This window comes from Kosakonia sp. WA-90 (assembly GCF_039871955.1).
GTDB lineage: Bacteria > Pseudomonadota > Gammaproteobacteria > Enterobacterales > Enterobacteriaceae > Kosakonia > Kosakonia oryzendophytica.
On the sequence record NZ_JBDPLJ010000002.1, the window covers coordinates 438,811 to 459,045 of the forward strand.

19 protein-coding genes and 1 riboswitch are annotated in these 20,235 nt (G+C 55.8%); of the genes, 11 read left to right on the forward strand and 8 right to left on the reverse strand.

Annotation, left to right across the window (positions count from 1 at the left end; translation table 11 throughout):
• Positions 1-73 precede the first annotated feature (73 nt).
• Positions 74-1,801 carry a D-lactate dehydrogenase gene (gene dld, locus ABGA49_RS05285; RefSeq protein ID WP_088238072.1) on the reverse strand — a complete coding sequence of 576 codons (1,728 nt, stop codon included), beginning with the start codon at positions 1,799-1,801 and terminating at the stop codon, positions 74-76.
• 188 nt (positions 1,802-1,989) lie between these two features.
• Between dld and bglX the strand changes: the two genes are divergently transcribed.
• From bglX to ABGA49_RS05310, 5 genes are all read left to right on the forward strand, one after another.
• On the forward strand, positions 1,990-4,287 hold the full coding sequence (bglX, locus tag ABGA49_RS05290) for a beta-glucosidase BglX (RefSeq protein ID WP_347665229.1): 2,298 nt from the start codon (positions 1,990-1,992) through the stop codon (positions 4,285-4,287).
• Between the two features lie 148 nt (positions 4,288-4,435).
• Positions 4,436-5,353, forward strand: a complete 918-nt coding sequence (locus tag ABGA49_RS05295) for an ABC transporter substrate-binding protein (protein ID WP_061494024.1) — start codon at positions 4,436-4,438, stop codon at positions 5,351-5,353.
• Between the two features lie 8 nt (positions 5,354-5,361).
• Positions 5,362-6,513: an ABC transporter permease gene (locus tag ABGA49_RS05300; protein ID WP_088238071.1), complete on the forward strand. Its 1,152-nt coding sequence runs from the start codon at positions 5,362-5,364 to the stop codon at positions 6,511-6,513.
• Positions 6,510-7,457: an ABC transporter ATP-binding protein gene (locus ABGA49_RS05305; RefSeq protein ID WP_347665230.1), complete on the forward strand. Its 948-nt coding sequence runs from the start codon at positions 6,510-6,512 to the stop codon at positions 7,455-7,457. Before ABGA49_RS05300 ends, ABGA49_RS05305 begins: the two co-directional genes overlap by 4 nt.
• Complete coding sequence (locus tag ABGA49_RS05310) at positions 7,441-8,178, forward strand: ABC transporter permease (protein WP_061494027.1); 738 nt, start codon at positions 7,441-7,443, stop codon at positions 8,176-8,178. Before ABGA49_RS05305 ends, ABGA49_RS05310 begins: the two co-directional genes overlap by 17 nt.
• On the opposite strand, the gene ABGA49_RS05315 is transcribed toward ABGA49_RS05310, so the two are convergent.
• Positions 8,153-8,266, reverse strand: a complete 114-nt coding sequence (locus ABGA49_RS05315) for a protein YohO (protein WP_071889924.1) — start codon at positions 8,264-8,266, stop codon at positions 8,153-8,155. The genes ABGA49_RS05310 and ABGA49_RS05315 overlap by 26 nt on opposite strands.
• 58 nt (positions 8,267-8,324) lie before the next feature.
• Positions 8,325-9,047, reverse strand: a complete 723-nt coding sequence (gene mlrA, locus ABGA49_RS05320) for an HTH-type transcriptional regulator MlrA (RefSeq protein WP_061494028.1) — start codon at positions 9,045-9,047, stop codon at positions 8,325-8,327.
• A 210-nt stretch (positions 9,048-9,257) separates the two neighbouring features.
• Here mlrA and ABGA49_RS05325 point away from each other — a divergent pair, with 210 nt between their 5' ends.
• From ABGA49_RS05325 to ABGA49_RS05335, 3 genes are read left to right on the forward strand one after another with little or no spacing between them, the layout of a single operon-like run.
• Entirely contained in the window at positions 9,258-10,946 is a 1,689-nt protein-coding gene (locus ABGA49_RS05325; protein WP_061494029.1) for a sensor histidine kinase, read from the forward strand.
• Positions 10,940-11,659 (forward strand): two-component system response regulator BtsR, encoded by a 720-nt coding sequence (gene btsR / locus ABGA49_RS05330; RefSeq protein ID WP_061494030.1) that lies wholly within the window; start codon positions 10,940-10,942, stop codon positions 11,657-11,659. Before ABGA49_RS05325 ends, btsR begins: the two co-directional genes overlap by 7 nt.
• A 53-nt stretch (positions 11,660-11,712) precedes the next feature.
• Positions 11,713-12,183, forward strand: coding sequence for a DUF1456 family protein (locus tag ABGA49_RS05335; RefSeq protein ID WP_061494031.1), 471 nt, complete (start codon positions 11,713-11,715; stop codon positions 12,181-12,183).
• Between the two features lie 93 nt (positions 12,184-12,276).
• On the opposite strand, the gene ABGA49_RS05340 is transcribed toward ABGA49_RS05335, so the two are convergent.
• Positions 12,277-12,732, reverse strand: a complete 456-nt coding sequence (locus ABGA49_RS05340) for a YehR family lipoprotein (RefSeq protein ID WP_061494032.1) — start codon at positions 12,730-12,732, stop codon at positions 12,277-12,279.
• Positions 12,733-12,802: 70 nt separating this feature from the next.
• Complete coding sequence (metG, locus tag ABGA49_RS05345) at positions 12,803-14,833, reverse strand: methionine--tRNA ligase (RefSeq protein ID WP_088238236.1); 2,031 nt, start codon at positions 14,831-14,833, stop codon at positions 12,803-12,805.
• Between the two features lie 164 nt (positions 14,834-14,997).
• Between metG and apbC the strand changes: the two genes are divergently transcribed.
• On the forward strand, positions 14,998-16,107 hold the full coding sequence (apbC, locus tag ABGA49_RS05350) for an iron-sulfur cluster carrier protein ApbC (RefSeq protein ID WP_061494033.1): 1,110 nt from the start codon (positions 14,998-15,000) through the stop codon (positions 16,105-16,107).
• An 80-nt stretch (positions 16,108-16,187) separates the two neighbouring features.
• Here apbC and ABGA49_RS05355 read toward each other — a convergent pair whose 3' ends face one another.
• From ABGA49_RS05355 to ABGA49_RS05365, 3 genes are all read right to left on the reverse strand, one after another.
• Entirely contained in the window at positions 16,188-16,616 is a 429-nt protein-coding gene (locus tag ABGA49_RS05355) for a GNAT family N-acetyltransferase (protein WP_088238069.1), read from the reverse strand.
• A 13-nt stretch (positions 16,617-16,629) separates the two neighbouring features.
• Entirely contained in the window at positions 16,630-16,959 is a 330-nt protein-coding gene (locus tag ABGA49_RS05360) for an RcnB family protein (RefSeq protein ID WP_088238068.1), read from the reverse strand.
• A gap of 199 nt (positions 16,960-17,158) precedes the next feature.
• Positions 17,159-18,172, reverse strand: a complete 1,014-nt coding sequence (locus ABGA49_RS05365; RefSeq protein WP_347665231.1) for a zinc-binding alcohol dehydrogenase family protein — start codon at positions 18,170-18,172, stop codon at positions 17,159-17,161.
• Between the two features lie 338 nt (positions 18,173-18,510).
• Positions 18,511-18,607: riboswitch (TPP riboswitch) on the forward strand.
• A gap of 34 nt (positions 18,608-18,641) precedes the next feature.
• Between ABGA49_RS05365 and thiM the strand changes: the two genes are divergently transcribed.
• Both thiM and thiD read left to right on the forward strand, forming a co-directional pair.
• Positions 18,642-19,430, forward strand: coding sequence for a hydroxyethylthiazole kinase (gene thiM / locus ABGA49_RS05370; RefSeq protein WP_088238066.1), 789 nt, complete (start codon positions 18,642-18,644; stop codon positions 19,428-19,430).
• Positions 19,427-20,227 carry a bifunctional hydroxymethylpyrimidine kinase/phosphomethylpyrimidine kinase gene (gene thiD, locus ABGA49_RS05375; protein WP_088238065.1) on the forward strand — a complete coding sequence of 267 codons (801 nt, stop codon included), beginning with the start codon at positions 19,427-19,429 and terminating at the stop codon, positions 20,225-20,227. Before thiM ends, thiD begins: the two co-directional genes overlap by 4 nt.
• The last annotated feature ends 8 nt before the right edge of the window (positions 20,228-20,235 follow it).

Sequence of the window (20,235 nt, forward strand, 5' to 3'; positions counted from 1 at the left end):
GAAACGTTTCTATGGCTTTCGCTACTCTAGTACGAACGGAGCACACAATACAGTGCGCGGTACGGTTATTTCATCAGTGTTTCTGTACAGTGTCAGCCGCTTCGCTTTCCTGCCAGAATTTACGCTTGCTGGTTTTCCCGATGCCGGGGTTCATGCTGTTTGTCGGGTCGTTATCTTGATAGAAGCGTTTTAGTGTTTCTGTGGCTTCATACAAATGGCCGACGTTATGTTCAGCAGGATATTGCGCTCCGCGTTCGCGCAGCAGTGCCAGCATTTTTTCTTTAAGCGCGTGTGCATCCACCCCTTTTTTGACGATGTAATCCTGGTGGAAAACGTGGCACAAAAAGTGTCCGTAGTAGAGCTTATGCACCAGTTGGCTGTCGATTTCGGGCGGAAGATGCTCAAACCATTCGGTATCATTACGTCGGAGGGCGATATCCAGCGGCAGAATATCCTCTACCTCATCGGCATGCACCGCCTGATAACGGATCGCGGCACCCGCAGCGGCAAAACGGTGTAAAAACGCTTTGCTGCCTTCCTCTGGCGTACAGACAAAGAATGCCCCCTCGGCGGTCGCGAAGTAGTCGTTTAACCAGCTTTGCGCTTCGGCAATACCGTCACCGGACATCTTTAACAGCAGGTGGTGTTCATATTTATTACGCCACTCTTTCATACGCGGCGGCAGGTGTGAAGGGAATAAGCGAGTGATCTTTTGCAGTGAACGGTCGACAAAATGCGGCTTAAAGAGCGGAGATTTTTCCAGTAACGCATCCGTACGCCCCTTCATGGTGAAGAAGAACGGCATTTTATCGGTGCCGAGCTTGTCGATCATCAGGAAGGTGTCTTTGCCGTACTGTTCGGCAATGTCGTAGATATCCCGATGCATATACTCCCCGGCGATGGGCAGGTGAGTAAAGTTCGCCAGGATATGGCGGCGGATCTCCGTGAGTACTGCGGTCTGGTTGGTGCCGATATAGAACACCTGCTGGTTGGCTTCCGCCGGGAAGGTGTCCAGGCGAACGGCGAACACCGCCAGTTTCCCTGCGCAACCTGAGGATTCAAACAGCCGGTCGGGGTCGGCGTTATAACGCGCCGGGGAAGCCGCTTCGATATCGCGCACGCGGGTGACGTAATCATGATCGTGTCCGTGGCGCTGGTCGTGGTGCACATCGGCATCGGTAATACGATCGTCATCGAGTTTGCTGAGGATCGCTTCAGGTGACTGACCCAACTCAATCCCCAAATGGTTCACCAGTTGTAATTTGCCCTGCTCATCAATACGCGCGAAGAGCGACATTTCGGTATAGGCCGGTCCACGCTGCACCAGGGAACCGCCGGAGTTATTACAGATCCCACCGATCACCGACGCGCCGATACAGGATGAACCAATCACCGAGTGCGGTTCACGGCCCAGTGGTTTCAGCGCTTTTTCCAGCGAATAAAGGGTAGTGCCGGGGTACGCCAGCACCTGCTGACCGCCGTCCAGCAGATGTAACTTATCCAGACGCAGGGTGCTGATAATGACAATATCGCGGTCATAGTCGTTGCCGTTAGGGGTTGACCCTTCGGTAAGACCGGTGTTCGCCGCTTGCATCAGGATAATTTTATCGGCGCGAACGCAGGCTTGTAGCACTCGCCACAGTTCTACCAGCGTGCCGGGAAAAACCACCGCCAGTGCGTCGCCCTGACCCGAACGGAAACCTTTGCGGTAACGGGCGGTTTTTGCCGGTTCGGTAAGCAGGTGAGATGCGCCAACCAGCCGTTTAAGTTCGTGTATAAAGGCATTATTTTCGTGTGACATGTTCCCCTCCTTGTGGCTAAACATGACTTTTCAGACCCATTGATAGTAGTCCTGGAAAGCGAAGGGGGGAATGAATTTGCATAAAAATCAGCATCCAACTCTGCAAGATGCGCCAGGATTATGTCACACTGCGTGCTTTCGCGGCCCGCTCCGCGGTTTTGGGTGAAAATACTAGAGAGTAAAACGACATGAAATGGCTATGTTCTGTAGGTGTCGCCGTGAGCCTTGCGCTGCAACCCGCACTGGCGGATGAGATGTTCGGCAACCATCCGCTGACGCCGGAAGCAAGGGATGCATTTGTCACCGACTTGCTCAAAAAAATGACTGTTGATGAAAAAATTGGCCAGCTACGCCTGATCAGTGTCGGTCCGGATAACCCAAAAGAGGCGATTCGCGACATGATCAAAGTGAGTCAGGTGGGGGCCATTTTTAACACCGTTACCCGCCAGGATATCCGTGCCATGCAGGATCAGGCGATGCAGCTTAGCCGTCTGAAAATTCCGCTCTTTTTCGCCTACGATGTGGTTCATGGTCAACGTACCGTGTTCCCGATTAGCCTCGGACTGGCCTCCAGTTTTAACCTTGAGGCGGTAAAAACCGTTGGCCGGGTGTCGGCCTATGAAGCCGCTGATGACGGCCTGAACATGACCTGGGCACCGATGGTGGATGTTTCCCGCGATCCGCGCTGGGGACGTGTCTCCGAAGGGTTCGGTGAAGATACGTATCTGACGGAAACCATGGGGCGCACGATGGTCGAAGCGATGCAGGGCAAAAGCCCGGCAGACCGCTACTCGGTGATGACCAGCGTGAAGCACTTCGCGGCGTATGGCGCGGTGGAAGGCGGCAAAGAGTACAACACGGTGGACATGAGCCCACAGCGTCTGTTCAACGACTATATGCCTCCCTATAAAGCGGCGCTGGATGCCGGGAGTGGTGGGGTAATGGTGGCGCTCAACTCGCTCAACGGCACGCCTGCTTCTTCGGATGCCTGGTTGCTGAAAGATCTGCTGCGTGACGAGTGGGGCTTTAAGGGCATCACCATTTCCGACCATGGCGCAATCAAAGAGCTGATTAAACACGGCACTGCTGCCGATCCGGAAGACGCCGTGCGCGTGGCGCTGAAGTCCGGCATCAATATGAGCATGAGCGATGAGTACTACAGCAAGTATCTGCCCGGACTGGTGAAATCCGGCAAAGTGACCATGGCGGAACTGGATGATGCGACTCGCCATGTACTGAATGTGAAATACGATATGGGGTTGTTTAACGATCCCTACAGCCACCTGGGACCGAAAGAGAGCGATCCGCAAGACACCAATGCCGAGAGCCGTTTACATCGCAAAGAAGCGCGTGAAGTGACGCGGGAAAGTCTGGTGCTGTTGAAAAACCGCCTCGACACGCTGCCGCTGAAAAAATCCGGTACCGTGGCGGTGATTGGGCCGCTGGCGGACAGCAAGCGTGACTCGATGGGAAGCTGGTCTGCAGCAGGCGTGGCCGATCAGTCCGTTACCGTGCTTACCGGCATCCGTAATGCGCTGGCTGGTAAAGGCAACGTGATTTACGCTAAAGGCGCGAACGTTACCAACGACAAAGACATCGTTAACTTCCTTAACCTGTATGAGCCGGCGGTGGTGGTTGACCCCCGTTCGCCGAAAGCGATGATCGATGAAGCCGTGGCTGCGGCGCAGAAATCGGATGTCGTGGTGGCTGTTGTGGGTGAAGCGCAGGGGATGGCGCATGAAGCCTCAAGTCGCACCAATATCACCATTCCACAGAGCCAGAAAGATTTGATCGCCGCGCTGAAAGCCACCGGTAAACCGCTGGTGCTGGTGCTGATGAATGGTCGCCCGCTGGCACTGGTCAAAGAAGATCAGCAAGCGGATGCAATCCTCGAAACCTGGTTTGCCGGTACGGAAGGCGGTAACGCGATTGCCGATGTGCTGTTTGGCGATTACAACCCGTCCGGTAAGTTGCCCATGTCCTTCCCGCGCTCGGTCGGGCAGATCCCGGTCTATTACAGCCACCTTAACACTGGTCGTCCGTACGATGCCGATAAGCCGAACAAATACACCTCCCGTTACTTCGACGAAGCCAACGGCCCACTGTATCCGTTTGGTTATGGTCTGAGTTACACCACGTTTAGCGTTTCCGATGTGAAAATGTCCGCACCGATCCTGACACGCACAGGCAAAGTAACGGCCAGTGTGCAGGTGACGAACACCGGTAAGCGTGAAGGTCAAACCGTGCTGCAGATGTATGTGCAGGATGTGACGGCCTCCATGAGCCGCCCGGTGAAACAACTGCGTGGTTTTGACAAGGTGAACCTGAAGCCGGGTGAAACCAAAACCGTCAGCTTCCCGATTGATGTTGATGCGCTGAAGTTCTGGAATCAGCACATGAAATATGACGCGGAACCTGGCAAATTCAATGTCTTTATCGGCGTTGACTCCGCCCGCGTTAAACAGGGCGAATTCGAACTCCGCTAATCCTTTTCGGGCCGGGAAACCGGCCCGATTTTCTTCGCTATACCTTATTCCTTTATCGTTTAAATGGTTAACGCGACAAAGCCGCCATTTTTCAGCTACGCTTTTTTCTCAACCTGCTGAAAAAGGCAGTAAAACTGAGGAAAAGACAATGACAATCACGAAGAAGATTGCCTGCTCACTGGCGCTGATAGCCAGTGTGAGCTTACCTTTGCAGGCGGCGGAACCCATTAAAGTCGGTTCTAAAATCGATACCGAAGGCGCGCTGCTGGGCAATATTATTTTGCAGGTACTGGAAAGTCATGGCGTAAAAACAGTCAATAAAGTCCAGCTTGGTACTACACCCGTAGTCCGCGGGGCGATCACCTCGGGTGAGCTGGATATCTACCCGGAGTACACCGGTAATGGCGCGTTTTTCTTTAAAGATGAGAATGATGCCGCCTGGAAAAATGCGCAGCAGGGCTACGAGAAAGTGAAAAAGCTCGATGCTGAGCAGAACAAGCTGGTATGGCTGACGCCAGCGCCTGCCAATAACACCTGGACCATTGCGGTGCGCCAGGATGTGGCGCAGAAAAATCAACTTAAGTCTCTTGAGGATCTCAGCCGCTATCTGAAAGCGGGCGGCGTATTCAAACTGGCGGCATCGGCGGAATTTATTGAACGTACCGATGCGCTGCCGGCGTTTGAAAAAGCCTACAACTTCACCCTCAAGCAGGATCAATTGTTGTCGCTGGCGGGCGGCGATACGGCGGTGACGATTAAAGCGGCAGCGCAGCAAACATCCGGGGTGAATGCGGCAATGGCTTACGGCACCGACGGCCCGGTTGCTGCGCTGGGGCTGCAAACGCTGAGCGACCCGAAAGGCGTGCAGCCCATCTATGCGCCCACCCCGGTCGTGCGCGAAGCCGTACTGAAAGCTTATCCGCAACTGGATGCGTGGTTGAAGCCTGTTTTTGCCAGCCTGGATGAGAAAACCCTGCAAAAACTGAACGCCAGCATTGCCGTTGAAGGGCTGGATGCGAAGAAAGTGGCAGCGGATTATCTGAAAGAAAAAGGCCTGGTGAAATAAGCCGCGTGATGGAGGGATCATTACGCTGCCATAACCGCGTGCTGTTGCTGTTGGTGATACTGGCGCTGGCGGCGACAGGGTTGCCATTTATTAACTATGCGCCCAACCGTCTGGTCTCCGGTGAGAGTCGGGCGCTGTGGCAGCTTTTTTCGGCGCTGTGGTTGCTGCTGCCGTGTCTGCTGCTGGTACTCAGTTTTGTGCCGGGGCGTGGCGCGCAGCTGGCGACGTTGCTGCTGGCGGAAGCGTTGGTCTGGCTGCTGGTCTGGAGCGCAGGCCGTGCGGCGACGGATCTTGCGCAAAGCGGCAGTGCGCTGGCCCGTACCTCGCCCGGCAGCGGGTGGTGGCTGTGGCTGGCGCTGGCGTTGCTGATCTGTAGCGACGCCATTCGACGTTTTGCCGCGCATCCGGTCTGGCGCTGGCTGCTGCACGCCCAGATTTGGGCGCTACCGCTTTTTCTGCTGCTCAGCGGCGAGCTGGATAATCTCTCACTGCTGCGCGAATACGCAAACCGCCAGGATGTGTTCAACGATGCACTGGCACAACACCTGACGTTGTTGCTGGGTACGCTGTTGCCTGCGCTGGCGATCGGCTTTGCCATCGGTTTGTGGTGCTACCGCCATCCGCTGCGCCAGGGGCCGGTGTTCGCCATCCTCAATGTGATCCAGACGGTTCCCTCGGTCGCGCTGTTTGGTCTGTTGATTGCGCCGCTCGCCGGGCTGGTACTGCATTTCCCGTGGTTGTCGCGTTTCGGTATTGCCGGAACGGGCCTGACCCCTGCGCTGATTGCACTTATTCTCTATGCATTGTTGCCGATGGTGCGCGGTGTAGTGGCGGGGCTGAACCAGGTGCCGCAGGAGGTGCTGGAAAGCGCCAGTGCGATGGGCATGAGCGCCCGCCAGCGCTTCTGGCATGTGCGTGTGCCGCTGGCGTTGCCCTTGTTGCTGCGTAGTATGCGTGTGGTCTCGGTGCAGACCGTGGGAATGGCAGTGATCGCCGCATTGATTGGTGCAGGTGGGTTTGGCGCGCTGGTTTTCCAGGGGCTGCTAAGCAGTGCGCTGGATCTGGTGCTATTGGGGGTTATTCCGGTGATTGCGCTGGCGGTTGTCGTGGATGCGTTGTTCGGATTAGGGTTAGCGCTGCTGAAGGTGAAACAGCCATGATTGAGTTTAACAACGTCAGTAAAATTTTCTCCGGGCAGCGGGCGGTGAACAACCTTAATTTACACTTTAAAACCGGTGCGTTTTCCGTGCTGATTGGCACCTCGGGTTCCGGCAAGTCCACCACGCTGAAGATGATTAACCGGCTGGTGGAGCACGACGAAGGAACCATTCTGTTTGCCGGGGAGGATATCCGCCAACAGCCGGTTCTTGCGCTTCGCCGCCGTATGGGGTACGCCATTCAATCGATTGGCCTGTTTCCGCACTGGACCGTAGCGCAAAACATTGCCACCGTGCTGCATTTGCAAAAGTGGTCGCGGAGCAAAAGCAATGCCCGTGTGGATGAGTTGATGGCACTGCTGGGGCTGGAGTCGTCGCTGCGCGAACGTTTCCCGCATCAGCTTTCCGGCGGGCAACAGCAGCGGGTCGGTGTGGCCAGAGCGCTGGCGGCGGATCCGGAAGTATTATTAATGGACGAGCCGTTTGGTGCGTTAGATCCGGTGACGCGCGCGGCCTTACAACAGGAGATGGTGCGCATTCACCGTCTGCTTGGGCGCACCATTGTGTTGGTGACGCATGACATTGATGAGGCGCTGCAACTGGCCGATCATCTGGTGTTAATGGATAGCGGCGAAGTGGTGCAGCAGGGGACGCCGCTGGACATGCTGACCGCGCCGCGTAACGATTTTGTGCGTGAGTTTTTTGGCCGCAGCGAACTGGGCGTTCGCCTGTTGTCACTTCGCCAGGTGCGTGGCTATCTGCGACACGAGCAGCCAGTAGACGGCGAGCCGCTGCGTGATGATATGTCACTGCGCGAAGCGTTGTCGGCCTTTGTTGCCCGCCAGTGCGAGGTGTTACCTGTCTGCGATGCGCAGGGGCAACCCTGCGGTACACTGCATTTTCGCGATCTGCTGCGTGTGGAGGCCTCCGGTGACATACCTGCGTGATCCGTTGTTATGGTTGGTGGCGTTGTTTGTTGCGCTGCTGCTCTGGTTGCCGCAAAGCGCCGGGGTATTTGGCGCGTTGTTCCCGCAGTTGCCGCGCCCGGTCTATTTACAGGAGAGTTTCCTGGCACTTACCGCCGCACATTTCTCGCTGGTGGCCGTTTCGAGCGCGATTGCCATCGTGATTGGCGTCGGGGTGGCTGTTGCGGTGACACGTCCGGCCGGGCGTGAGTTTCGCCCACTGGCGGAGACCATCGCGGCGGTGGGGCAAACCTTTCCACCCGTGGCAGTGCTGGCCATTGCCGTGCCGGTCATGGGATTTGGCAAAGAACCGGCGATCATTGCCTTGGTGCTGTATGGCGTGCTGCCGATTTTGCAGGGCACGCTGGCAGGCATTGCGGCTGTTCCCGACGGTGTGCAAAGCGTGGCGCAGGGCATGGGAATGAGCGGCACGCAGCGTTTGTTGAAGGTGGAGTTGCCGCTGGCGGCGCCGGTGATCATCGCCGGGGTAAGAACATCGGTCATCATTAATATCGGCACCGCGACCATTGCCTCAACGGTGGGGGCCAGCACCCTCGGTACGCCGATCATCATTGGCTTAAGCGGGTTTAATACGGCGTATGTTGTGCAAGGAGCGGTGCTGGTCGCGCTGGCGGCGATCATTGTCGACAGAGGGTTTGAGCGGCTGGCGCGCCTGCTTAACCGGCACCGCCACGTACAATAAACGAATAACCCGCCAGCATCACGCCGCTGATTCCACCGATCGCCATCAGCAGAAAAAGGGTGATGACGATAATTTTACCAGGCTTCATTTTTCGCTCCTTTTGTTAAGACGCGTAGTATAAAGGGAGCCGGGTTGTTGATAAAACATTAAATACCGAGAAGGTGGACCGGATGGCCGTCGTCGCGCCATGCCCGTAGTTGTTGTTGCTGCGTAGCTGTCGGCGTCTCGCCGCACCAGACTAACAAGGTCTGACCCTCGAACATCTCCGGGCGTACCTGCGGCAGTGAATGGGGCAACACATCCACCCGCCAGCCCTGCTGGCTTGCCATCCAGCCCTCCAGCCACAGCTGTGTGGTGTCCTGCACATTCCAGCCGATCACCAGCGCGCCTTTCTCATTCTTTTTCCGCGCCGATGCCAGACAAACAGAGATATGGTTGATGAGGACGCCATCCAGCAGACCCAGCAATGCCGGTTGGGCGCTTTGCAAACGGCGGCGTAACGGAGCGAAGAGCGAGGTGTTCAGCGTTCGGGCGGGGTAGTCGCGGGTGCACTCTTTGATCCACACATGCAGCCTGTTGAGGTTGCCCTCCTGCAAATAGTGCAGCACGGTTTCCTGCTGGGCGCGCCAGCCGTTATGTGCCTCTTCCGTTTCGTTGTAGAGCAGCGCGCGTACTTTACTGACCTGCACACCGCTGTCTATCCAGCGCTGGATTTCCCGGATGCGGTCAATATCCGCATCGGTAAACAGGCGGTGCCCGCCATCCGTGCGCTGGGGCTTTAATAATCCGTATCGTCGCTGCCAGGCGCGCAGCGTCACGGGGTTAATATCACACAACACTGCCACTTCGCCGATCGTGTAAAGCGCCATGGTTTCACCTTTGCCTGCACTCTCCCCATGCTAACTGTAGCTGTTGTTTCTCGTGGACGGGCTTGGGGGTGAAAATTTGCGTTATGTATTCAATTCCTAAGATAACTTTGTGATAGCGAGCACGATTTGGCATTTTTTTGGAAAGCTTCAAAGAAACGCGAAGCGACTCCCTGTATGTTACGCGCTTTCAGTTGATGTGGTTTGGCGGGTATGTACGAGTTTAATCTGGTGTTGTTACTGCTCCAGCAAATGTGCGTGTTTTTAGTCATCGCCTGGCTGATGAGCAAAACGCGTCTGTTTATTCCGCTGATGCAGGTCACGGTACGTCTGCCGCACAAGCTGTTGTGCTATGTCACCTTCTCCATTTTTTGCATTCTCGGCACCTATTTTGGTCTGCACATTGAAGACTCTATTGCCAATACCCGCGCAATTGGCGCAGTAATGGGCGGGCTGCTTGGCGGCCCGCTGGTTGGTGGGTTGGTGGGGTTAACCGGCGGTTTGCATCGCTACTCGATGGGCGGCATGACGGCGCTCAGCTGTATGATCTCCACCTTTGTCGAAGGGCTGCTCGGTGGCCTGATGCACAGCATTCTGATCAAGCGCGGGCGCACCGATCTGGTGTTTAGCCCGTTTACCGCAGGCGCGGTGACCTGCGTGGCGGAGCTGATACAGATGCTGATTATTCTGTTGATAGCCCGGCCGTTCGACAGCGCGCTGCACCTGGTGCAGAGCATCGCCGCACCGATGATGGTGACCAATACCGTGGGCGCCGCGCTGTTTATGCGCATCCTGTTGGATAAGCGCGCCATGTTTGAAAAATACACCTCGGCATTTTCCGCCACTGCGTTGAAAGTCGCCGCCTCAACAGAAGGTTTTTTGCGCCAGGGCTTTAATGAAGTGAACAGCATGAAAGTGGCGCAGGTGCTGTATAAAGAGCTGGAAATCGGTGCAGTGGCGATCACCGATCGCGAAAAATTGTTGGCGTTTACCGGCATCGGTGACGATCACCATCTGCCCGGGCGGCCAATCTCCTCGGTGTGGACGCAACGCGCTATTGAGACCGGGGAGGTGGTTTATGCCGACGGCAACGAAGTGCCGTACCGCTGCTCGCTGCATCCCCATTGCAAATTAGGCTCTACGCTGGTGATCCCCTTACGCGGTGAGAACCAGCGCGTGGTGGGTACCATTAAATTGTATGAGGCGAAGAATCGCCTCTTCAGCTCTATCAACCGCACCCTGGGGGAAGGGATTGCCCAGTTGTTGTCGGCGCAGATCCTGGCCGGGCAGTATGAACGTCAGAAAGCGCTGCTTACCCAGTCAGAAATCAAACTGTTGCACGCGCAGGTTAACCCGCATTTCTTGTTTAACGCGCTGAATACGCTGAAAGCGGTGATCCGCCGGGATAGCGATCAGGCCGGGTTGTTGGTGCAGTATCTGTCGACTTTCTTTCGTAAAAATCTGAAACGGCCATCGGAGATTGTCACGCTGGCGGACGAAATCGAGCACGTGAATGCGTATCTGCAAATTGAAAAAGCGCGTTTTCAGTCGCGTTTACAGGTGCAGTTACATGTGCCCGAAACGCTTGCACATCTGCATCTGCCCGCCTTTACCCTACAGCCGATCGTGGAAAACGCCATTAAACACGGCACCTCACAACTGCTTGGCGTCGGCGAAATTTCCATCAACGCCAGTCTTGACGGGCAACATCTGCTGCTGGCGATTGAAGATAACGCGGGGTTGTATCAGCCGAAAGGTGACGCCAGTGGGTTGGGTATGAGCCTGGTGGATAAGCGCTTACGCGCCCGTTACGGTAACGAGTGCGGGATAACTATCGCCTGTGAGCCGGACATCTTTACCCGCATTACCTTACGACTCCCGCTGGAGGAACACGCATGTTAAAAGTGCTGATTGTTGATGATGAACCGCTGGCCCGGGAAAACCTGCGTATTCTGCTTCAGGAAGAGAGCGATATTGAGATTGTGGGTGAGTGCAGCAATGCGGTTGAAGCCATTGGCGCGGTGCACAAGCTGCGCCCGGATGTCCTGTTTCTGGATATTCAAATGCCGCGCATCAGTGGGCTGGAAATGGTCGGTATGCTGGATCCGGAAAACCGGCCTTATGTGGTGTTTCTGACCGCCTTTGATGAATACGCAGTGCAGGCCTTTGAAGAGCACGCGTTTGATTATCTGCTTAAACCCATTGAAGCACGCCGGCTGGAGAAAACGCTCACCCGTCTGCGCCAGGAGCGTAATGAGCAGGATGTTTCCGTATTGCCGGAAAATCAGGACGCGCTGAAGTTTATTCCCTGCACCGGGCATAGCCGAATCTGGCTGTTGCAGATGGAAGAGGTGGCGTTTGTCAGTAGCCGGATGAGCGGGGTGTATGTGACCAGTCATGAAGGCAAAGAGGGGTTTACCGAGCTGACCTTGCGAACGCTGGAGAGCCGTACGCCGCTGATCCGCTGTCATCGTCAGTATCTGGTGAATCTGGCGCACCTGAAAGAAATTCGTCTTGAAGATAACGGGCAGGCGGAGTTATTGCTGCGCGATGGCCTGACGGTGCCGGTAAGTCGCCGCTATCTGAAAAATTTAAAAGAGGCGCTGGGGTTGTAAATTCCTGCACGATGCCTAAACTGCGCGCTGGTTCATCATTTCCGGGAAACAAGATGCTTAATAACGATATCCTGCGCAGCCTGCGTTACACCCTGCAAGTGGACAATGCTGCACTGGTGCGGATCCTGGCGCTGGCGGACACGCCCGTCACCGTCGAACAGTTAGCCCCCTGGCTGCGCAAAGAGGATGAGGCCGGTTATCAGCCGTGTCCGGATATTGTGTTGTCCGCTTTTCTGAACGGCCTGATCTACGAAAAACGCGGCAAGGATGAGAGTGCGCCGCCACTGGTTGCCGAGCGTAAGCTGAATAACAATATTGTGCTGAAGAAGCTGCGCATCGCCTTTTCGTTAAAGACGGACGATATTCTGGCGATCCTCACCGCCCAGCAATTCCGCGTTTCGATGCCAGAAATCACCGCCATGATGCGTTCGCCGGAGCATAAGAATTTCCGTGAATGCGGCGACCAGTTTTTGCGTTACTTCCTGCGCGGCTTAGCGGTGAAAGGGCAAAAACCACAGAAATAACGCAAACAGGCCGGATAGCGGCTGTGCCTTATCCGGCCTGTGCAGGAGCCCGTTGCAGCCCCGATAAGCGTTGACGCTTTCGGGCAATGCCGCTTATTTCACTTCTTTAAAGCCGCGCGCTTTCAACAACGCTTCTGATTTTTTCATGCTGATGCCGTCTTTCACCTCGCCGGTGAATTCCGCACCCTGCAGGGCGCTCAAATCGGCAAAATTCACCGTGCTGTAATCCACATTCAGTGTTTCCAGCGCGTAGGTGTCCTGATAATCCACCTTTTCCGTGATGCCTTTTATGTTCTGGTATTTCTGGCTGACAGGACCGAGGATGCTTTTTGCCTCTTCTTTGCTTTTCACACCGACGGCGGCGTAGTCAAATTTATTGTTTGCCGTCTGGCGCAGCACTTTGTCATCTTTATAGTAATAGGTCAGCGTCATTTCTGTACCCTGCCCGGACCACTGAAAGGATTTACTCTGCTCTTTTTCCTCGCAGCCGCTCAGGCCGAGCAGTAACGCGACAGAAAAGAGTGCGGCAATAAGTTGACTGAATTTCACGATATTCCCCTGTGTCTCGTTGAGTCTGTTCAGTATAGAAAAAAGGCGCTGATATCAGCGCCTTTTTGATTTATTTGACCTGCTGGCCTGCTTTTGCGCCGCTGTCAGGGCTTAACAGGAAGATATCTTTCCCGCCAGGGCCTGCCGCCATCACCATCCCTTCAGAGATGCCGAAGCGCATTTTACGCGGTGCGAGGTTGGCGACCATCACTGTCAGGCGACCAATCAGCGCCGACGGATCCGGGTACGCAGAGCGAATACCGGAGAAGACGTTGCGTTTTTCACCGTCCAGATCCAGCGTCAGGCGCAACAGCTTATCGGAACCTTCAACGAATTCGGCGTTCTCAATCAGCGCCACGCGCAGATCGACTTTGGCGAAATCATCAAAACTGATGGTCTCCTGAATCGGGTTGTCCGCCAGTTCGCCAGTCGCCGGTGCGGCGGCCGCTTTCACTTCTTCTTTGGACGCTTCCACCAGTGCTTCCACCTGTTTCATCTCAATGCGGTTATACAGCGCTTTGAAGGCGTTGACTTTGTGACTCAGCAACGGCTGGTCAATAGCATCCCATGCAAGCGTGGTGTTCAGGAACGCTTCTGCACGCTCCGCCAGCGACGGCAGTACTGGCTTCAGATAAGTCAGCAACACGCGGAACAGGTTGATGCCCATTGAGCAGATCGCCTGTAGGTCGGCATCGCGACCTTCCTGTTTTGCCACCACCCACGGAGCCTGCTCATCGACATAACGGTTTGCCACATCCGCCAGCGCCATAATTTCACGCACTGCTTTACCAAACTCGCGGCTTTCCCATGCTTCGCCAATGGTGGCTGCGGCATCGGTAAAGGTTTTGTACAACTGTGGATCCGCCAGTTCTGCCGCCAGCACGCCGTCAAAACGCTTGGCGATAAAGCCAGCGTTACGGGAGGCGAGGTTCACCACTTTGTTGACGATATCGGCATTCACGCGCTGGATAAAATCTTCCAGGTTCAGGTCAATATCATCAATGCGCGAAGAGAGTTTCGCGGCGTAGTAGTAGCGAAGGCTGTCGGCATCGAAGTGGTTCAGCCAGGTGCTGGCTTTGATAAAGGTGCCGCGGGATTTGGACATCTTCGCGCCATTCACCGTCACATAACCGTGGACGAACAGGTTGGTCGGTTTACGGAAACCACTGCCTTCCAGCATCGCAGGCCAGAACAAGCTGTGGAAATAAACGATGTCTTTACCGATAAAGTGATACAGCTCGGCGTCGGACTCTTTCTTCCACCAGTCATCAAAGTTCAGATCGCTGCGTTTGTCACACAGGTTTTTGAACGACCCCATGTAGCCGATCGGCGCGTCCAGCCAGACGTAGAAATATTTGCCCGGCGCATTCGGGATTTCGAAACCGAAGTAGGGCGCATCGCGGGAGATATCCCACTGTTGCAGGCCAGATTCGAACCACTCCTGCATTTTGTTAGCCACTTGCTCCTGCAGCGCGCCGCTACGGGTCCATGCTTGCAGCATTTCGCTGAAAGAGGGCAGATCAAAGAAGAAGTGTTCAGAGTCACGCATCACCGGGGTCGCGCCGGAAACCACGGATTTCGGTTCGATAAGCTCGGTCGGGCTGTAGGTCGCGCCACACACTTCGCAGTTATCGCCGTACTGATCCGGTGATTTACATTTCGGGCAGGTACCTTTTACAAAACGGTCCGGCAGGAACATGCCTTTTTCCGGATCGTAAAGCTGAGAGATGGTGCGGTTTTTAATAAAGCCGTTCTCTTTCAGGCGCGTGTAAATCAGCTCCGACAGCTCGCGGTTCTCGTCGCTGTGCGTGGAGTGATAGTTGTCGTAGCTGATATTGAAGCCAGCGAAATCGGTCTGATGCTCCTGACTCATTTCGGCAATCATCTGCTCCGGCGTGATGCCAAGCTGCTGTGCTTTCAGCATGATCGGCGTACCGTGCGCATCGTCGGCGCAGATGAAATTGACCTGATGGCCGCGCATTCGCTGGTAACGGACCCAGACATCAGCCTGGATGTGCTCCAGCATATGGCCGAGGTGGATGGAGCCGTTGGCGTACGGCAAAGCGCACGTTACCAGAATTTTCTTCGCGACTTGAGTCATAGTGGGCATTACATCTTCTTGAGAAAAAGGGGTATCGATAGTACCAAAAGGGGAACAATCGCGCCAAGCGATAAGGGCATTAATCCATAAATGGATAATTATTACCCCCAGGGTAAACTGAGTGGCTACAATGTCGTTTTCAGAACAACTACAAAGGAGTCGGGATGAGTTCGCAATCCCAGGCCAAATCCCCGGAAGCCTTACGTGCGATGGTCGCCGGGACGCTGGCAAATTTTCAGCACCCAACCCTGAAGCACAATCTCACCGCGCTGAAAGCGCTGCACCATGTCGCCTGGCTGGACGAGACCCTGCATATCGAACTGGTTATGCCGTTTGTCTGGCGCAGTGCATTTGGCGAATTGCAGACGCAATGTAGCGCGGAGCTGCTGCGCATAACAGGTGCGCAAGCCATTGACTGGAAACTCTCTTACAACATCGCCACGTTAAAACGCGTGAAAAATCAGCCGGGCGTTAACGGTGTGAAGAACATCATTGCCGTCAGCTCTGGCAAAGGCGGGGTAGGGAAGTCGTCGACGGCGGTTAACCTGGCGCTGGCGCTGTCGGCGGAAGGGGCGAAAGTCGGTATTCTCGATGCCGATATTTACGGGCCATCTATTCCGGTAATGCTGGGAGCGGAAGATCAGCGCCCCACTTCGCCAGACGGTACGCATATGGCGCCGATCATGGCGCACGGGTTGGCAACCAACTCTATCGGTTATCTGGTGACCGACGATAACGCCATGGTCTGGCGTGGCCCGATGGCCAGCAAGGCGCTGCTGCAACTGTTGCAGGAGTCGATGTGGCCGGATCTGGATTATCTGGTGCTGGATATGCCGCCAGGCACCGGTGACATCCAACTGACGCTGGCGCAAAACATCCCGGTGACGGGCGCGCTGGTGGTGACCACGCCGCAGGATATCGCGCTGATTGATGCCAAAAAAGGCATCGTCATGTTTGAGAAAGTTGAGGTGCCAGTGCTGGGCATCGTGGAAAACATGAGCGTGCATATTTGCAGCCATTGCGGTCACCATGAGCCGATTTTTGGCACCGGCGGCGCAGAGAAACTGGCGCAGCAATACCATACGCAGCTGTTAGGTCAGTTGCCGCTGCACATCACGTTACGTGAAGATCTCGATAAAGGCACGCCCACCGTGGTCAGTCGCCCGGACAGCGAGTTTACCGCGCTGTACCGCCAGCTTGCCGGGCGCGTTGCCGCGCAGCTTTACTGGCAGGGTGAAGTGATCCCAGGCGATATTGCTTTCCGCGCCGTGTAAAAATAGAGGCCTGATGGCGTTGAGCGCATCAGGCCTGGAGAAACAGATTGGCGTCAGGGGGTAAATCTGGCCGCCGACGATCACGGTTTCAGCACATAGTGCATCAACAAATAGTCCCCTTGCGGCGAGACGCCCTGTGCTTCGACATGCCAGCCGTGGCGCTGATAGAATTTCAGCGCCCCTTCGTTAAGCGACAAACACTTCAGCGCCCCGGTGTGGGTAAACGTTGACTGCGCATGCTTGAGCAATGCGCTACCCACGCCTCTCCCCTGAAAGTCCGGATCCACAAAAAGGTTGTGCAGGAAATTATCGTTCTCATAGACTGAGGCGAACCCCATCCGGTGCCCATCCTCTTCCGCTACCCAGATGGCTTCACCGAGGGTGACAGCGTCGAAATCTTCCAGCTGCCACGCACTGCTGTCGAGCCACGTCCAACTGCTTTTTCGGGCGCGCAAATAGAGGGTGCGTAAAAATGGCCGATCGCTTTCCTGCCAGCGGCGGATAATCACAGGTGTTCCTTACTTAGCGGTGGTAGAAGATGTCGCCATTATAGGCTTTGAGAATTTTACCGTCAGCGTCGGTAATGAGCACATAGTTACCGCCCATATAGGTCCAGTGGCTGCCGGCATCGGGTGCGGGCAGGTTACGCAACTGCCACTGTTTGATGTTGTACTCCTGGCTGCGGTACATTTCCGGTACCACATCGCCAATGTGGAATTTCGTGAAGTCAGCGACGAATTCGTTAATCTCGTACGATTGCGGCCCTGTAGCAGCGGCGGTTTGCGGTGCGGCAAACGCGGAACTGGCGGTTGCCAACAGTGCGCCCAGAAGCATCATTTTTGTTTTACGCATACTCTCTCCAGGTTGTTCTTATCCATTTCACGTAGTTGCATAAATTCGCAGGTCATCATTGCTGTTAACTTACGGCTGAGCAACAACGAAAAAATAACGCTTTGGTAAAAAGTGTAAGCAAACCCAGGAGAAAGCAGGAAAAGCGGACACCGGTTTTGGCTATCCGCTTGTAACGTTTGAGAATAATCCTGGCAAGAGATCAGTTGTCAAAGCCTTCCAGCACGATTTTACCTACCGCGCGCTGGCTTTCGAGCAGCGCATGAGCTTTACGCAGGTTTGCGGCGTTAATCGCGCCAAAGTGTTCGCCAAGGGTGGTTTTTAACACGCCCTCATCAATCAATGTTGCCACGCGGGTTAGCAACTGATGCTGGGCAATGATGTCCGCTGTGGTGAACATGGAGCGGGTAAACATAAACTCCCAGTGCAGTGAAATGCTTTTAACTTTCAGCGGCAGCGCGTCAAGGCTTTGCGGGTCGTCAATCAGCGCCAGCTTGCCTTGGGGTTGTAGCGCATTGATCAATTGCTGGTAGTGATCCTCGGTGTTTGTCAGGCTGGCGACATGGCTAACCTGTTTGATGCCAATACGCGCCAGCTCTTCCGTCAGTGGCTTGCTATGGTCAATCACATAATGCGTGCCGCGCTCCTTCACCCACTGCTGGCTGGCAGGTCGCGACGCGGTGCCAATCACCGTCAGACGTGTCAGCTTACGTGCCAGTTGTGTGAGGATAGATCCGACACCGCCTGCCGCGCCAACAATCAACAGCACGTCGCCTTCGTTACCCTTTTCCTGCACGCCCAGACGATCGAACAGCAATTCCCAGGCCGTAATGGCCGTTAAGGGCAGGGCGGCGGCGGATGCGTTATCCAGTGTTTTCGGTTTCAGCGCTGCAATACGTTCATCCACTAATTGATATTCGCTATTACTGCCCGGACGGGTCAGCGCCCCGGCGTACCAGACTTCATCTCCTGGCTGAAAAAGGGTCACGGCTTCGCCCACCGCTTTCACGACGCCCACGGCGTCCCAGCCCAGTACACGTGGCGTATCGGCGTTGAAACCGGCGCGAACTTTGGTATCTACCGGGTTAACAGACACGGCCTTGACTTCAATCAGCAGGTCGTGGCCGTGGGCCTCAGGTTGTGGCAGGTCGATGTCGGTGAGGAAATCCAGGTTGCTGCCGTGCCGGGCAGCGTGGGTAATGGCGATAGCTTTCATACATACTCCGTTAACACAGGGTTTCTGTTGATACCAATAAGGGTAGACAACCCCTTAGTGATGAAAAACCCGTAAAACGGAGCAGCACTTATACGGCAAAAGAGAAAATCAGGGTGTCGGTCTTAGCGTGTTCGATCTGCTAATGAGGATAGGGCACCGGGAGATGCGCTGCTGGCCTGACCCACGTCACTGATTTCTCTGCTGCAACCTGCCGCGGGCGATGCACGTATCGTTGTCGCTGGCGGGGCCTCTTCGCTGCCGCTTCACCCGCGGCAGGTTATTTAACCCGCTTGTGTTCACCTGTCCATTCCCTTAATCTGCTGACCGGGACGCACTGTCCCTTTGACTCGGGGTGCCCTTCTTTGTGAAGGCTGAGAAATACCCGTACCACCTGATCTGGATAATGCCAGCGTAGGGAAGTCAGATGCCTGCCCGGCATCCCTTCTTCACGCCGGGCAGGAGCGAATTTATGCAACCTGACCTGCTTGATCGTGCGCAAACCGCGCACGCGTTACAGCAATTCCGCCGCCGTTCTCCGCTTGTACACTGCATGACCAATGACGTTGTGCAAACCTTCACTGCCAACGTATTGTTAGCGCTGGGCGCGTCGCCTGCGATGGTGATTGAACCCGAAGAAGCGCAGCAATTCAGCGCCATTGCCGATGCGTTATTGATTAACGTCGGGACGTTAACCCGTGAACGCGCCGATGCGATGCGTGCGGCGATTGACAGCGCGCGAGCGGCGGACACGCCCTGGACACTGGACCCCGTTGCTGTTGGCGCGCTGACATTCCGCACACAGTTCTGCCAACAGCTTCTCACTTTGCAACCCGCCGCCATTCGCGGTAATGCCTCGGAGATCCTTGCACTGGCCGGAATGAGTGCAGGTGGGCGCGGCGTGGACACGACCGATACCGCCAGCACGGCGCTGCCCGCGGCACAAACGCTTGCACGGCAAACCGGTGCGATAGTGGCCGTGACCGGGGAGGTGGATTACATCACGGACGGTGAGCGCACCCTGATGGTCACCGGCGGTGATGCGCTGATGACGCGCGTTGTCGGCACCGGTTGTGCCTTGTCGGCGGTGGTGGCCGCCAGTTGTGCACTGGAAGGCAATCGGCTGGTCAATGTGGCGACAGCTTGTGCTTTTATGGCGCGAGCGGGCAGTCTGGCCGTAACGAAGAGCACAGGACCGGGTAGTTTTGTGGCTGAATTTCTCGATGCGCTGTATGCGCTGAACGGGGAGGGGCTGCAATGAAACGGATCAACGCTTTAACCATCGCCGGTACCGACCCCAGCGGTGGTGCCGGGATCCAGGCTGACCTGAAGACTTTTTCCGCGTTAGGGGCTTATGGCTGCTCGGTGATCACTGCGCTGGTGGCGCAAAACACCTGCGGGGTTCAGTCGGTCTATCGCATTGAACCGGATTTTGTCGCCGCGCAGCTCGATTCCGTGTTGAGTGATGTTCGCATTGATACCACCAAAATCGGCATGCTGGCGGAGACCGACATCGTTGAAGCGGTGGCGGAACGCCTGCAACGCTACCGGGTGCGCAATGTGGTGCTGGACACCGTTATGCTCGCCAAGAGCGGTGACCCGTTGTTATCGCCATCGGCGGTGTCGGCGCTGCGTCAGCATTTACTGCCGCAGGTTTCACTTATTACACCCAATTTACCGGAAGCCGCCGCGCTGCTGGATGCCCCGCATGCCCGGACAGAAAAAGAGATGCATGCACAGGGGGAAGCGTTGCTGGCCTTAGGCTGCGAAGCGGTATTGATGAAAGGCGGGCATCTGGATGATGCCGAAAGCCCGGACTGGCTCTTCACCCGCGATGGCGCACAGCGCTTTACGACGCCACGCGTGGCAACGAAGAATACCCACGGTACGGGATGTACGCTCTCTGCTGCGCTGGCGGCGCTGCGCCCACGTCATAACGACTGGGCCGCGACCGTGGCGGACGCGAAAAACTGGCTCACAGCGGCGCTGGCGCAGGCGGACTCGCTGGAGGTGGGGCACGGCATCGGGCCGGTGCACCATTTCCATCAGTGGTGGTAAACGCACAT